This window comes from Rhizobium sp. 05N430 (assembly GCF_056396985.1).
Map to the genome: position 1 here is coordinate 203248 of NZ_JBFTMO010000003.1, position 14661 is coordinate 217908.

Annotated in this window: 14 protein-coding genes; 8 read left to right on the forward strand and 6 right to left on the reverse strand. The window is 62.7% G+C overall.

The annotated features are described in order from the left end of the window. Positions 1-226 precede the first annotated feature (226 nt). Entirely contained in the window at positions 227-1201 is a 975-nt protein-coding gene (locus AC1DJO_RS08420; protein ID WP_477939315.1) for a small ribosomal subunit Rsm22 family protein, read from the forward strand. Between the two features lie 45 nt (positions 1202-1246). Here the strand turns inward: AC1DJO_RS08420 and AC1DJO_RS08425 are convergent, their stop codons facing one another. Beyond that, the gene (locus AC1DJO_RS08425; RefSeq protein ID WP_112390554.1) at positions 1247-1975 is read right to left on the reverse strand and encodes a helix-turn-helix transcriptional regulator; all 729 of its coding nucleotides are present in this window, start codon (positions 1973-1975) and stop codon (positions 1247-1249) included. Between the two features lie 227 nt (positions 1976-2202). Then, entirely contained in the window at positions 2203-2997 is a 795-nt protein-coding gene (locus AC1DJO_RS08430) for an IclR family transcriptional regulator (RefSeq protein WP_477969852.1), read from the reverse strand. Positions 2998-3108: 111 nt separating this feature from the next. Between AC1DJO_RS08430 and AC1DJO_RS08435 the strand changes: the two genes are divergently transcribed. The 5 genes from AC1DJO_RS08435 to AC1DJO_RS08455 all read left to right on the forward strand — a co-directional run bounded on the left by AC1DJO_RS08435 (position 3109) and on the right by AC1DJO_RS08455 (position 7198). Further along, positions 3109-3879, forward strand: a complete 771-nt coding sequence (locus AC1DJO_RS08435; protein ID WP_477969854.1) for an SDR family NAD(P)-dependent oxidoreductase — start codon at positions 3109-3111, stop codon at positions 3877-3879. Next, positions 3879-4796 (forward strand): 2-dehydro-3-deoxygalactonokinase, encoded by a 918-nt coding sequence (locus tag AC1DJO_RS08440; protein ID WP_477969856.1) that lies wholly within the window; start codon positions 3879-3881, stop codon positions 4794-4796. The genes AC1DJO_RS08435 and AC1DJO_RS08440 overlap by 1 nt, the downstream gene beginning before the upstream one ends. Before the next feature lie 14 nt (positions 4797-4810). Continuing rightward, on the forward strand, positions 4811-5443 hold the full coding sequence (locus AC1DJO_RS08445; protein WP_112518439.1) for a 2-dehydro-3-deoxy-6-phosphogalactonate aldolase: 633 nt from the start codon (positions 4811-4813) through the stop codon (positions 5441-5443). Between the two features lie 5 nt (positions 5444-5448). Continuing rightward, the gene (locus tag AC1DJO_RS08450) at positions 5449-6339 is read left to right on the forward strand and encodes an SMP-30/gluconolactonase/LRE family protein (protein ID WP_477969858.1); all 891 of its coding nucleotides are present in this window, start codon (positions 5449-5451) and stop codon (positions 6337-6339) included. Between the two features lie 244 nt (positions 6340-6583). Continuing rightward, entirely contained in the window at positions 6584-7198 is a 615-nt protein-coding gene (locus AC1DJO_RS08455; protein WP_477969860.1) for a PRC-barrel domain-containing protein, read from the forward strand. Positions 7199-7261: 63 nt separating this feature from the next. Here the strand turns inward: AC1DJO_RS08455 and AC1DJO_RS08460 are convergent, their stop codons facing one another. Continuing rightward, a complete protein-coding gene (locus AC1DJO_RS08460) occupies positions 7262-8623 on the reverse strand; it encodes a putative bifunctional diguanylate cyclase/phosphodiesterase (protein ID WP_477969862.1) in 1362 nt (453 codons plus the stop codon). 124 nt (positions 8624-8747) lie between these two features. Next, on the reverse strand, positions 8748-10469 hold the full coding sequence (locus AC1DJO_RS08465; RefSeq protein WP_477969864.1) for a response regulator: 1722 nt from the start codon (positions 10467-10469) through the stop codon (positions 8748-8750). Between the two features lie 182 nt (positions 10470-10651). Here AC1DJO_RS08465 and mutL point away from each other — a divergent pair, with 182 nt between their 5' ends. Then, positions 10652-12481, forward strand: coding sequence for a DNA mismatch repair endonuclease MutL (gene mutL, locus AC1DJO_RS08470; RefSeq protein ID WP_477969866.1), 1830 nt, complete (start codon positions 10652-10654; stop codon positions 12479-12481). A gap of 79 nt (positions 12482-12560) precedes the next feature. Then, the gene (locus AC1DJO_RS08475; protein WP_112390564.1) at positions 12561-12791 is read left to right on the forward strand and encodes a DUF2093 domain-containing protein; all 231 of its coding nucleotides are present in this window, start codon (positions 12561-12563) and stop codon (positions 12789-12791) included. 3 nt (positions 12792-12794) lie between these two features. Here AC1DJO_RS08475 and lpxK read toward each other — a convergent pair whose 3' ends face one another. Both lpxK and AC1DJO_RS08485 read right to left on the reverse strand, forming a co-directional pair. Then, the gene (lpxK, locus tag AC1DJO_RS08480) at positions 12795-13835 is read right to left on the reverse strand and encodes a tetraacyldisaccharide 4'-kinase (protein WP_477969868.1); all 1041 of its coding nucleotides are present in this window, start codon (positions 13833-13835) and stop codon (positions 12795-12797) included. 104 nt (positions 13836-13939) lie between these two features. Further along, positions 13940-14659 carry an HAD family hydrolase gene (locus AC1DJO_RS08485; protein WP_477969870.1) on the reverse strand — a complete coding sequence of 240 codons (720 nt, stop codon included), beginning with the start codon at positions 14657-14659 and terminating at the stop codon, positions 13940-13942. Between the last annotated feature and the right edge of the window lie 2 nt (positions 14660-14661).

The following is a 14661-nucleotide window of genomic DNA, read 5'->3' on the forward strand; positions in this document are numbered from 1 at the left end:
AAGGCGCCGTCACATAAAAGCAACAACCGCCGCCAGCGACCGGATGCAATAGAAACGCATCTACAATCGTGGGCGGCGGCTGGCCGAAACGGCGCCATTCTTGGCGCTCTTTTCAAAGTCCCCTCTGGACCTCTGCCAAATAACAAGCAAGGTGCATGCCAAGTGCTGCGCTTGGCATTGCGCGAGCCCGGCTGTATGGCGTGGGTGACCAGAATGGGCGACGACGATGGAACTGCCGAAGATCTTGCGTGAACGGGTGGAAGCGATGCTGGAGGGTCAGCCGCTGGATGCGCTGAAGCGTGCCTCGGCACGCCTTTCCAGCCGCTATCGGCAGGAGCTGCGGGATGGCAGCTTTCATATCAGCGACCAGCTGGCGGCCCATGCCTACCTCGCGGCACGGCTGCCCGCCACCTACGCGGCGATACGCGCTGCCTTCGAGATGATCGCCGGGGTGCGGCCTGATTTCGAGCCGCAGCGATTTATCGATGTCGGCGCCGGTCCGGGCTCGGCGCTATGGGCCGCGGCCGATTGCTGGACTGGGATCGGCGAGGCGACGATGGTGGAAGCCAGCGCCGCGATCCGGCAGACGGGACAGAGCCTTTCAGAGGGGCTCGATTTCCCGGCAAACTGGGTAGATGGCAATCTTCTCAAGGAGTTGCCCTCACTGCCGCCTGCCGATCTCGTCACGCTTGCCTATGTTCTCGACGAGATCGAGCCGCACCAGATCGCTCCATCGATCGGCAAGCTCTGGGCCTTGACCGGCGACACGCTGGTTATCATCGAGCCCGGCACGCCGGCCGGTTGGGACAGGATCCTGGCGGCTCGCGACGTTCTGCTTTCCAAGGGCGCACATATCGTTGCGCCCTGCACGCACGCCCTCGACTGTCCGATCGCCGCACCGGACTGGTGCCACTTCTCCCGGCGCGTTTCGCGCTCGAAGATCCACCGGCTGGTGAAGGATGCGGAGGTGCCGTGGGAGGATGAGAAATACATCTTCATCGCCGCCAGCCGCTTCCCCGTCGCGCTGCCCGACGCACGGGTGATTGCCCCGCCACAGGGCTCCGGCAGCGTCATCAGACTGAAACTCTGCCAGGACGACGGACGTGCAGCGGAACAGACATTATCGAAAAGAGATGGGGCCGCTTTCAAATGGGCGCGGCGGGCCGATTGGGGCGATGCCCGCGAAAAGGACAGCGGCTGATTCCGCTGCCCATCTTTGAAGCGCAGTGATGATTTTTTCGGCAGGCTATTTGATCAGCCCGATGCGCAGCGCTTTGGCGACCGCCTGCGTGCGGTTGACGGTGTCGAGCTTCTTCGTCGCGCGGTTCAGATAGTGGTTCACAGTATGCTCGGAGAGGCCGAGGATATCGGCGATTTCGGCGCTGGTCTTGCCGGCAGCCGTCCAATTGAGGCAGTCGACCTCCCGGTCGGTCAGCGTATCGGTCAGGCGGTTGTCGAGATTGCGGATCTCAGCCAGCCGGTCGAAGACATGGATGGCGATATAGGAGAGATTGCGCATCTCCTCCGGCGTATAGGGCTCGCGATCGCCAGCGAAGGAAACCGCACCGCGCAGACCCGAAGGCTCATGCGTCGGGAAATAGGCGCAACGCACCATCCGGAAGCGCTCGAACAGCCCGGCGACCATCGCCGACTTGCCGTCGTCGCGCACCCAGCCTTTTGACGTGTCATGGAAGAACGGTATGGACGAGGTGCGTAACCGGCGCAGCACAGGGCTGTTCATCATCAGCCCTTCCTGATCGTAGAGCGACAGGAGTTCTGCCGGCCAGCTGGTGATGACGGTGGTGCTCTGCAGTTCGAAGGACGTGATCGGCGGCAGGTTGAGAACCATGAAGGCACGGCTGCCGAAGGCGTCCGTTACCCGCTTCATGAAGCGGAAGATATCGAACTGGGTCTTCAGACCCGCTATCTCCTGGACATACCCGTCCGTCTGATCGGACGCTTGTGACAAAGCCATCTATTCTTCATCTTCCCGAGCTTGCGGTTCAGATCAACTGCGCTGCTAAATTGCTAAACCTAAAAAGAAAAATATGGTTCCCGGCCTTAAAATGCGCGGCCGGTCGAAACTTGTAACTATTTGACGAACTATCGCAGTTGGTGTGATTCGCCGGCAAATCTCAATATGGTCCTCATCATAAGCATGCTCTTCTTTTGCGTCCACCCGATGAAACCATCACGCCCGCGTTACCGGCGTGGACCAAGCCTGACACGCATGCCTTCCATGATGCTTCCGGCTGCCTCGCGCACGGGCTCTGCCCATTCCGTCAGCCGCTCCATCGTCAGCCGGTAGGCGGGGCCGGTGATCGAGACGCCGCCGACCAGACTGCGATCGGGCGTCCAGATCGGCGCGGCGATGCAGCGGATACCCTGCTCGTGTTCTTCCCGGTCGAAAGCGTAACCGCGTTTCCTGATGTCCTCGACCTCGGCCAGCAATGTAACCGCAGTGACCAGCGTGCTTGGCGTGAAGCGATGGAAGGCCAGGTTTGCGACGAGCTCCGGGAGCGTGGCCTCCGGCAGGACGGAAAGCGCCGCCTTGCCAACGCCGGTGCAATAGACCGGCGAGGCATTGCCGATTTGCGAATACATGCGGACGGATTGCTGGCCCTCGACCTTGTCGAGATAGATGATCGAGGTGCCGCGGAGAACGCCGAGATGGACGGTCTCGCCGCTCATTGCCTGCAAGGCGCGCAGATGCGGCTCGGCGATCAGGCGGAATTCATTCTTCGCCCAGCTGCGGGCGGCAAGATCGAGCAGGCGCAGTCCCGGCGAGTAGCGGCCGTCGGCATCGAGCTCCAGCAGCCCCTCCTCCACCAGATGCCCGAGCTGGCGATGCAGCGTGCCGCGCGGCTGGCCGGCCTGCGCCAATATGTCCGTGAAGCGCAGCGGCCTTTCGGCATGGGTCACCAGATCGAGCAGAACCATGAGTTTGCCGAGCGTTCCGGTGTCGTTTTCGCCTTCGGTGCCTTTTCGCGAGACCATCGATCGCCTACCGTTGTGACCGCCTGTGGTCTTGACAGAGAGGCCAACGTAAATCGATAATTCCACATAGTCAAATTGAGTTCCGAATAATGGAACTACGGGAGGAATGCGGTGACGGGTGTATCGGCACGGTTTCCGGAATTCAGGGATCGGACGGTTCTGGTGACCGGCGGCGGATCGGGCATCGGCGCGGCCATCGTCGAGGGTTTCGCGCGTCAGGGCGCCAAGGTCTCCTTCATCGACATCGCCGAGGACGAGAGCCGCGCGCTTTCCTTGGGCCTGTCCCGTGACAGCGAGCACCCGGTGCATTTCTTCAAGGCAGATCTGCGCGATATCGAGGCTGTCAGGCAGACAGTCGATGCGGTTGTCGCTCAGTCCGGTCCGATCACTGTTCTCGTCAACAATGCCGCCCGCGACGACCGGCATGATTTCGATGCGGTGACCCCCGAATACTGGGACAACAACCAGGCGACCAATCTGCGCCATGTGTTCTTCACCGCGCAGGCCGTGGCGCCGTCGATGCGGGGAGCCGGCGGCGGGGCGATCATCAACATGTCGTCGATCGCCTTCCTTTTGAACATGCCGGACTTTCCGGCCTATTCCACCGCCAAGGCCGCCGTCATCGGGTTGACCAAGAGCCTGGCCGGAAAGCTCGGGCCAGACAATATCCGCGTCAACTGCATCCTGCCGGGCATGATCGTCACCGAGCGGCAGATGAAGCTCTGGCTCACCGAAGAGGGGATCGCCAGGACCGTCGAGCGGCAGTGCCTGAAAAGGGTGCTGAACGCCGACGCGATCGTCGGTCCCACATTATTTCTAGCATCCGATTGCGCGGCCGCAGTGACCGCGCAGTCCATGATTGTCGATGGAGGCATTTTCTGATGGCAAATCCCGCTTACGTCGCGGTTGACTGGGGCACGAGCAGTTTCCGGCTCTGGCTGATCGCCGAGGATGGCAGCGTGCTCGGCGAAAGCCGCGGCAGCGAGGGCATGACGGTGGCGGCGAAAACCGGCTTTGCCGAGGTGCTCGCCGCGCATCTCGACAAGGTCTCGGCACCGGCCGATCTGCCCGTCATCGCCTGCGGCATGGTCGGGGCCAAGCAGGGCTGGGTCGAGGCCGGTTATACCGACGTTCCGGCAACGCTTTCCTCGATCCTGACGGGTGCGGTCTCCGTTCCCGGCCAGAGCCGTGATATCCGAATCCTTCCGGGCCTCGCGCAGCGCGACAAGGCATCGCCCGATGTCATCCGCGGCGAGGAAACGCAGCTGCTGGGCGCGCTCGGCGCGGAGAGCACCGGCGCGCAGGCGGTCTGCATGCCCGGCACGCATTCCAAATGGGTGCATGTGCAGGACGGCGAAGTCATCGGTTTCTCGACCTTCATGACCGGCGAACTCTTCGACGCGATCACTAAGAATACGATCCTGTCGCATGCCGTTGCCGGCGCCGACCAGTCTCCAGCCGACAACTCGGCCTTCAAGGCATCGGTGACGGCTGCGTTCCACCAGCCGGCGATGGCGACCAACCTGCTGTTCACCGCCCGCTCCGGCCAGCTGCTGCATGGGCTGACGGCTGCTGGCGCGCAGGCGAAGATCTCAGGCACGCTGATCGGTCTCGAGATTGCCGGGGCGCTGTCGGATGCCGCCAACGATACGCCGATCGCGCTCGTCGCCTCCGGCCGCCTTCAGACGCTCTACGAAACCGCCTTCAAATCCCTGTCCCTTAAATTCGCGACGATAGATGCCGATACGGCAGTGCTTCGCGGCCTCTCCGCAGCTGCTGCCGCCATCTGGCCAAAATAAGAAAGTCAAAAGCCATGAACCGTATTCCTTTCCCCTCCATGAAGCGTCCTCTCATCGCCATCCTGCGCGGCATCAAGCCCGAGGAGACGGCGGGCGTCGTCGGTGCGCTGATCGAAAACGGCCTGACGGCCATCGAGATCCCGCTGAACTCGCCGGAACCCTTCAAGTCGATCGAGATCGCCGCCAAGATGGCGCCATCAGACGTGCTGATCGGCGGCGGCACGGTGCTGACGGTCGAGGCGGTCGACAACATGCACAATGCCGGCGGCAAGCTGCTGGTGACGCCGAATGTCGAGCCTGACGTGATCATCCGCGCCCATGGCTACGGCATGGTTTCGATGCCGGGCGTCTTCACGCCGACGGAAGCGCTTTCGGCAGCGCGCGCCGGCGCCACCGGTCTCAAGTTCTTCCCGGCAAGCGTGCTCGGCCCGTCCGGCATCACGGCGATCCGCGCCATCCTGCCGCCGGAACTCGTCATTGCGGCTGTCGGCGGCGTCTCGGACAAGAATTTTGCCGAATACACCAATGCGGGGATCAAGGCCTTCGGTCTCGGCACCAGCATCTACAAGCCGGGAATGACCGTTGCAGAGGTTGCCGAGCGCGCCAAGGCGACCATTTTAGCCTATGACGCAGCCGTAGGAGCATAGGCATTATGACCGCTATTCATGAATTTGAAGGCAAAACACTTTGCGACACCAATTCCGTACTCGGTGAGGGCCCGACCTATGATCCGTCCACCGATACCGTGTGGTGGTTCAACATTCTCGGCAAGGAACTGCATGAGCTGACGCTTTCAAGCGGCAAGAAGAACGTTCACGAGCTGCCGTTCATGGCAAGCGTGCTTGCCCGTATCGACGACAAGCGGCAGCTGCTGGCGACCGAAGAGGGCCTGTTCGTCCGCGATGTCGCCGACGGCAAGCTGACCTTCTACGCGGCGCTCGAAAACGACCAGCCGGAAAACCGCTCCAACGACGGCCGCACGCATCAGTCCGGCGCGCTGTGGATCGGCACGATGAGCAAGCGGGCGGAAAACCAGGCGGGCTCGATCTACCACGTCGCCAAGGGCGGCGTCGTCACCAAGATCTTCAGCGGCATCAGCATTCCGAACTCCATCTGCTTCTCGCCCGATGGCACGATCGGTTATTACACCGACACGCGGATCAGCCGCCTGATGCGGGTGATGGTCGATCCGCAGACTGGCCTGCCCGCCGGCGAGCCGATCGTCATGGTCGATAGCATGGAGGATCCGGGTGGCATCGACGGTTCGGTCTGCGATGCCGACGGCTATATCTGGAACGCCCGCTGGGGTGCCGGCGTGGTCGATCGCTACAGCCCGGACGGATTGCGGATCGCCCGCTACAAGGTGCCCGCCGCCCAGCCCTCCTGCCCGGCCTTCATCGGCAAGGATGCCGACCGCCTGGCGGTGACGACGGCATGGGAAGGTCTCGACGAGACGGCCCGCTCCTCGCAGCCGCAGGCCGGTGCGCTTCTCGAACTCGGCGTCACCGTCAGGGGAGTCTTCGACCCGGCCTTCGTGGTCTGAAACGGGTCAGAATTGATGACAGGGGCATTCCTTCCGGAATGCCCCTTTTCTCGTTCCGCGACAGGAAATCTGCAGCCTTTGCGGTAAAAGTTCCCGAAAAATCGCGAGTTTTTCCAAGTTTTTCAGCGGAACCAATAACCTGCCCACCCATTTTCCCCTTCGAACCGGCACGGCATGGACGCCAGAAAACGAGGTGTCCGCCGCGCTAGAGATCACACTAGGGAATAAAAAAGGTAGGTACGAAATGACACGCAAACTCCTGACGACCGTTGCCGCTGGCGCCCTGTTTGCCACGGCTTTCGCACCGGTAGCTTTCTCGCAGACGGCTCCGCAGCCTGCGGCCCCCGATGCGACCCAGTCCGCCCCGGCGGATGCCACCGCACCGAAGATGCCCGAAGTGACGGCACCGGCTGGTGATGCCGCACAGGCGCCCGCTCCGGCTGCATCGACTGACACGGCACAGGCCGCTGGCGGCACCTATCTGACCGAACAGGGTGCAGACCAGATCAGCGCCAACACCTATATCGGCCAGTCGGTCTATACCGGTCAGAACGAAAGCATCGGTAACGTCACCGACCTGATCATGAAGAAGGATGGCGGCCTCGTTGCTGCTGTGGTCGGGGTCGGCGGCTTCCTTGGCATCGGCCAGAAGAACGTCGCAGTGCCGATGGACAAGATCACCGTTGCCCAGAACACCCAGGACGGCAGCGTCAAGCTGACGACCACGGAAACGGCCGATAGCCTGAAGGCTGCGCCGGAGTTCAAGACGCTGCAGATGCAGGCAGCCGAGAAGGCTCCGGCCGCAACGGGTACAATGCCGACGGATAGCACGGCAACCGGCTCGACCACGGCCAAGTAACACCGCGCGGTGAGTATAGCGTAGATGGCGGCGTCCTCAGGGGCGCCGCTATTTTTATGGGGATCAGGCGGAAACGCGTTCGGCGCTGGCGGAATCGTAGTTTTCGTGCAGGTAGCGCAGCGTCGCGATGCTGTCGGCCGGTTTGCCGAAATGATAGCCCTGCCCCATGCCGCAGCCGAGGGCACGGAGCTTGACGGCCTCCGAATAGTCTTCGATGCCTTCGGCGACGACCTCGAGGTCCAGGCCTTCGCACATGGTCAGGATCGCTTTGATGATATGCTCGGAGGCGCGGTCATTATTGATGCGCGAGACGAAGGCGCGGTCGATCTTGACCTTGTCGAAGATGAAGTCGCGCAGGCGCCCGAGGCTGGACTGACCGGTGCCGAAATCGTCGAGCGAGACGCGAACGCCTGCCTGACGCAGATCGGAGATGATGCGGTGGGCGGTATCGGCCGAACTCATGACCGCCGTTTCGGTAATCTCGAGCTCCAGGCGATGCGGATCGAAACCGACGCGGCCAAGGATCGATAGCACATTGGCGCTGGTGCCCGGGTCCATCAGCTGCGCCGACGAAAGATTGAACGACAGGAAAAGCTCGCGCGGCCAGGAGAGCGCTGCCTCTGCAGCCTTGCGCAGCAACGTTTCAGAGAGCGCATCGATAAAGCCGCGCTCTTCGGCGAGCGGCACGAAGACACCCGGCGAGACGAAACCGAGATCCGGATCGTTCCAGCGGGCCAGCGCTTCAAAGCCGACGACCTGATTGTTAGCAAGCGAGACGATCGGCTGGAAATGCACGTCGATCGCATCGGAGATGATGGCGTTTCGAAGCGCCTGTTCCAGCTGCGTGGCGCGCTTCATTTCCTGCGCGATCTCGCGCGAATAGACGGTGATCTGGCTACGGCCGCGGCGCTTGGAGCGGTAGAGCGCGGTTTCGGCGCTCTTCAGCAGTTCGTCGAATTCCTCGCCGGCAAACGGATAGATGGCAAAGCCGAAGGACGCGGACAAGCGTACGTTACGGTCACCGAGATCATAGGGCGCCGACAGCACTTCGCGGATCATCTGGCCGAATTTTTCGGCACTGGCGCGTTCGAAAATCAGTGGCAGCACGAAGGCGAACTCGTCGCCATCATGGCGCGTCACAAGTGCGCCGTCAGGAATGCAGGCTTTCAGGCGGTGAGCCACTTGGCACAGAATTTCGTCGCCCGCGGCCGAACCGAACAGATCGTTGATCGGCTTGAAGGAATCGAGATTGGCGATGCCGATGGTAAAGGGCGCAGGATCGCTGGCGCGCTCGGCGGAGATCTGCGTCACCCGATCGCGCATGCGGTGACGATTACCAAGTCCGGTCAACGGATCGGTGTAAGCCATGGCCTGGAGCTCGTTCTGGCTCACGGGCAAAAAGGGTAAGTCCGCCGGCTTCATCATTTGACCTGAGAAATTCACTCCCTCCGGGGAGAATGGCGGCCAAGTCTTAATAAACCGATAGTGGAAAGGCGATGTTTCGGGTTGCAGATGCCCCAAAATCTAGGGAGTTGACCAAGCTTTTCGTTCAGCCGAGAGCCCGTACCTGCTCGGGCTGCAAGTGTTTCTGGAAGATCGTCTCCAGTATATCCGGGCTGACCGGCTTCATGATGACATCGTCCATGCCGGCCTTGGCGCATTCGGCGCGGTCGCGCTCGAAGGCCTGGGTCAGGACGCCGATGATCGGGGTCTTGTCCATGCCGCCCTCTTCGATGCCGCGGATCATGCGCGCGGCCTCGAAACCGTTAAGGCCGGGCAGCGAAATGTCCATCAGCACGATCTGCGGCTTGTGTTCGGTCCAGAGCCTGACGGCCTCGTCGCCGCTGGAGGCGATCATGTAGCGGTAGCCTAGGCCTTCGAGGATTTGCGAGAAGACGATCTGGTTGATGTCGTTGTCTTCCGCGACCAGAACCTGCAGGGCGTCGCCATCTGCGGAAGTGGAGATTTCCCAGTCGGCTTCGGGCTCGCTGACCGCGCGATTGTTGCGGTTGAAATGACGGGCAACCTGGAAGGTAAGCTCGTTGGCAAGCTGGAAGCCGTCCATGATCAGCGCCGGAATGCCGTGCTGGTTTGCGAGCTCCAGGCAGCGCATGCCCATCTGGTTGTCGATGATGATCAGATCGAGATCGATTCCGGCAGACGCAGCGATCTCCAGGAAATGCTCCTCCTCATCCTCGCCGCGGATGGCGCAGGCTTCGAAGCCGTATTTGGCAAGGGTGCGCAATGCTGCGGTCTCGGCGGCGAGATCGCCGGTGACGACGAGAATCTTGCGGCCGGAAAAATTCTCCGGAACGATTGCTTCCATGGCGGCCGGCTCGCGCCGCGTCGCCTCGCCGTTCAGCGGCACATAGGCCCGGCGATAGGACTGGTGGCTGGAGGTGGTGACCGAAGTGGCGCGGTCGAACTCGTCGAGATCGGCGCCATCGCGCGGCAGATCCTGCATGGTCGAAACCAGGAAGTAGCGGCCCGGCTTGCCGATGCGGTGCTTGCGGCTAACGATATCGCGTTCCGAACCGTCGCGCGAAACCTGGCGCTGGCGGGAAATCGACATCTCGCCGGTCTCCAGCACATGGCGATCGCTCTCCTCGAAGCGGCTGGCGATCTCGGCGGAGAACAGGTCGCCGCTCTTGCGCCCCAACACCTCGTCGGGTGTCGTCTGGAATTTCTCGCAGAAGGCGACGTTGACGGCGACGTAATTGAGATTGCGGTCCTTGACGAACAGCGGGAACGGCAGATTGTCGAGGATATCCTCGGTCAGCTGCACGCGCTCCAGATCGGCACGCCACTGTTCCTCGCGCTTCCGCTCCTCAGAAATGTTGGAGATCATCGAGACGCAGTAGCCGCTCGGCAGGCGGCGCTTGATCAGCCGGATCCAGCGATCGGGACCATGGCGCTCGATGATTTCGAAACGTTCGCGCCAATGCGAGGCGATCTTCTGCGACAGCCAGTCCTCGCGCCCGAGCACACCGCCCGGTTGTTTGGCGGAATATTGCTGGCGCACTCCTGTGTCGAAGACCGCGCCGAGAAAATCGCGCAGCCGGGTACCGGCTTTCAGCATCGAAGGCGCGATCGGGAAGAAGTCGAGAACCTGGCGGCTCGCGAAAATCATCTGATCGTTCTTGTCGTAGACAATAAGTGCGGCAGAGAGGCCATCGGAGACGGCATCGAAAAGTGATGCCTGGAGATCGGGTTCGACCGGCAATTCGTCGCTCACGGATGATGCGTCCGTCTTTTCGAAGCCGGCACTCATGCCCTAAAATCCCACATCTATCCGATTTAATAGCGCTATTTGGTGGTATGCGATTAAAATGCCAGCTTTCTCCTAACGGCGGCTTAACATTAAGCCACCCCAAATATGGGGGTCGGAAGCGCGGCTCTTGGACGAGCGCTTTTTGCCCTTCCATCGGGCGGCCGAATCCACGAAAATGGCGCATGGCCATCAGACAGCTCTCCGAAACGCTCATCAACCAGATCGCCGCCGGCGAAGTCATCGAACGCCCGGCGAGTGCGGCCAAGGAATTGATCGAGAACGCGCTCGACGCCGGCGCGACCCGCATCGAAATCGCAACCTCAGGCGGCGGCAAGGGCCTGCTTCGCGTCAGCGACAATGGCGCCGGCATGGATGCCGCCGATCTCGAACTCGCGGTCAAACGGCATTGCACGTCGAAGATTTCGGACACGCTCGACGATATCCGCACGCTCGGCTTCCGCGGCGAGGCCCTGCCCTCGATCGGCTCGGTCGCCAAGCTCAGTATCTCCAGCCGCCGTAAGGACAGCGCCGGCGGCAGCGAGATCGCGGTTTCCGGCGGCAAGTTCCTGCATCTGAGGCCTTCCGCCTCGAACCCCGGGACGATCGTCGAGGTCCGCGACCTGTTCTTCGCGACACCGGCGCGGCTGAAATTCCTGAAGACGGAAAAGGCCGAAGCAGCCGCGATCACCGAAGTCGTCAAGCGCATGGCGATCGCCTTTCCGGGCGTGCGCTTCGTTCTCTCGGGCACCGACCGCAGCACGCTGGAACTGCCTGCCACCGGTGACGACCATCTGGCGCGCATGGCGCAGATCCTCGGCAAGGATTTCCGCGACAACGCCATCGAGATCGACGCCGAGCGCGAGGATGTGGGCCTGACGGGCTTTGCCGGGGTGCCGACCTTCAACCGCGGCAATTCCGGCCACCAATATGCCTTCGTCAATGGCCGGCCGGTGCAGGACAAGCTGATCCTGTCGGCAATCCGCGGCGCCTATGCCGAGACCATCCCCTCCGGCCGCTATCCGGTTGCCGTCCTCTCCTTCAGGCTCGATCCGGCGCTTGTCGATGTCAACGTGCATCCGGCGAAATCGGACGTGCGCTTCCGCGATCCCGGACTGATCCGCGGCCTGATCATCGGTGCGGTGCGCGAGGCGCTTGCCCGCGACGGCAGCCGTGCCGCGACAACAGGGGCCGACGGCATGCTGCGCTCCTTCCGCCCGGGTTTCCAGCCGAATGCCTATCAGCGGCCGCAGCCGCAGGCACCCTGGTCGGCGGACACCTCTCCTTCCCGTCCCTATCAGGCTGCCAATACAGGCTTTGCCGAACGGCCGCAGGCCTCCTTCGACGGGCTGGTGACGCCGACGGCGCGTTCCGAGCCGCAGCCGCCGAGCTGGCAGCAGCTGGCAGCAACGCCGCGCGAGGAAGCGCCGCAGCGCTTCCCGCTGGGCGCTGCCCGGGCGCAGATCCACGAGAACTATATCGTCGCCCAGACCGAGGATGGTCTGGTCATCGTCGATCAGCATGCCGCCCATGAGCGGCTGGTCTTCGAGGCGATGCGCAAGGCGCTGCATTCGAAACGGCTGCCGTCGCAGGTGCTCTTGATCCCTGAAATCATCGACCTGCCGGAAGAGGATTGCGACCGGCTGATGGTGCATGCCGAAGGGCTCGGCGAGCTTGGCCTGGCGATCGAGCGTTTCGGGCCGGGGGCGATCGCGGTTCGCGAGACCCCGGCACTGCTCGGCGAAGTGGATGCCAACGGCCTGATCCGGCAGCTTGCCGACGAGATCGCCGAATGGGACACCGCCTCAGGCCTGTCGCAGAAGCTCGAATATGTCGCCGCCACCATGGCCTGCCACGGCTCGGTGCGCTCCGGCCGGCGCATGCGGCCGGAGGAGATGAATGCGCTGCTGAGGCAGATGGAAGTGACGCCGGGCTCCGGCCAATGCAATCACGGCCGGCCGACCTATATCGAGCTGAAACTTTCCGACATCGAACGGCTGTTCGGCCGAAGCTGACGGCCCGGGTTGAAAACACTGGCAATCGGCCGTCCCGCGCGTTATGGCAGGACGATCAGAGCCGCAGGAATGGAGCAGGATGAACTTGTTTGAAGGTCACGGAAACCGCGAGGCGAAAATCCGCTATCTCGACGCCGATTTCCAGATCCTGTCGCCGGGCTCCTACGTCGTCTGCGCCATGACCGGCAAGCACATCCCGCTCGACGAGCTGCGCTACTGGAGCGTTGCACGCCAGGAGCCTTATGCCGACGTGATCTCCTCCTTCGAAGCCGACAAGCGCGCCGGCGTTCTGCCCAACCAGAGGCGCTGAACGCTAGCTCTGCTTTGCTTCCCGCAAACGGCGGGCGCGGCAGGCCTCGATGGCTCTGTCGATGATGAGACCCGGCGCCTGCGGGTCTTCGAAGGCCATTTCTACCTCGATCACCCTCGATTTCTCCGCCAGCTCCTGCGCCCGGCCGTGATGACCTGCGAGGCGGACGAAATCCTTCGATGTGGTGACGATCTGCAGATCTTCGCGGGCGGCGATTTCGATCAGGTTGCCGATCTCGTCGTCGCTCAGATGTTCATGGTCACCGAAGGATTTGGCGACCGCGATCTCGGCACCCAGCGTTTCAACCGTGCGGAAGAATTTTCCGGGATCGGCGATGCCGGCGAAGGCGAGCACGCGGCGGCCTGAAAGCTCGTTCATGCCGACGGTTTTCAGTGACGCGGTGAAATAGGGCTTTCCGGCCCGCGCCGCCATGCGGACGATCGCATCGGCGGCGTTGCCGTTGCCGACTTTCAGAAGTGCCGTGGCGTGGCGCATCTGCACCGGGACCGGCGCGCGGACCGGGCCGCCTGGAACGGTGTGACCATTGCCGAGGCCGCGGGTCGCGTCGATGACCAGCAGCGCATAATCCAGCGCCAACCGGGCGCTTTGGAAACCGTCGTCCATGATGATCAGGTCGGCGCCTTCCTTGACGAGCCGTTCCGCCCCTTCGACGCGGCGGCGCGAAATCACCGTCAGCGCCTCGCGGGCGAGCAGCAGCGGTTCGTCGCCGACAGCCATCGCCCGGTGATGGGCAGCATCGACGACCGTCGTGACATCGAGCGAACCGCCATAGCCGCGGCTGAGAAAGCCGGGTTTCAGGCCCTTGGCCTTGGCGGCCCGGGCGATGGCGAGCGCGGTCGGGGTCTTGCCGGCGCCGCCGACCGTGAAGTTGCCGATGCAGATGACGGGGACAGGCACGGAGGCGCGGCGCGCATGCTTCATGCGATAGCCGGCAACCGCGCCGTAGATCAGCGAAATGGGCGATAGCGTCCAGGCCCGCCAGTCGGCTTTCGTCCACCAGAATGGCGGCGCTTCGGATACCATGATGTGCCTGCCCTGTGCTTCCGGCACCCACGGCAACCGGCTATCCCCTTCGACTGGCGGCAAAGAAAGGGCAAAACCGAAGAAAAAGCAAGCCTTTGCCTAGACTACGCCGGTTGAAGCCCCAGCAGCAGCGGCTCGAGCTCGGTGATGTCGTTGAGGCAGTAGTCGGATGCGGCGGACAGCGATTCACGCGAGCCGGTGCCGGTGAGCACCGCGACCTTGAGGCCGGCATTGGCGTTGTGGCCCATATGCAGGTCGTGATTGTTGTCGCCGACGACGGCGACCTGGGACGGCTCGAGACCTGTCGCCTTGCAGAAGCCGAGCACCATTCCGGCTTCCGGCTTGCTACCGAAGCCGCTATCGTAGCCGGCGATATAATCGACATATTGGGCAAAGCCGAAGCGCTGGGCGGTCTGGCGGATCGAGCGTTCGTTGTCGCTGGAGGCGATACCGAGCTTGAAGCCGCGGGCATGCAGGCGGGCGAAGAAACCGGCGAGATCTGTGACCGGCACGGAGAATTCGGCAGCGTTGGAAAACAGCGTATCGAGCTTGATGGTGAGCTCGGTGACCTCCACCTTCGAACCGGCGGCGACGAGACCCTCTGCGATCTGGCGGGTATTGCCGGCGGCCAGCAGGCTGTCGGGAACGATATGGCCGCTCACCGGATCCATGCCGGTTTCGCGCAGCAGGTGATCGGCGAGTGCGGCATCGTCTTCTGATGCGATGCGGGCGAGTTCGCGGTTAACAGGCAGCCAGCTCTCGTCGTAATCGAGGAGCGTGCCGTCCTTGTCGAAGAGAATGCCCCTGATACCCTCGAGTGCCATTG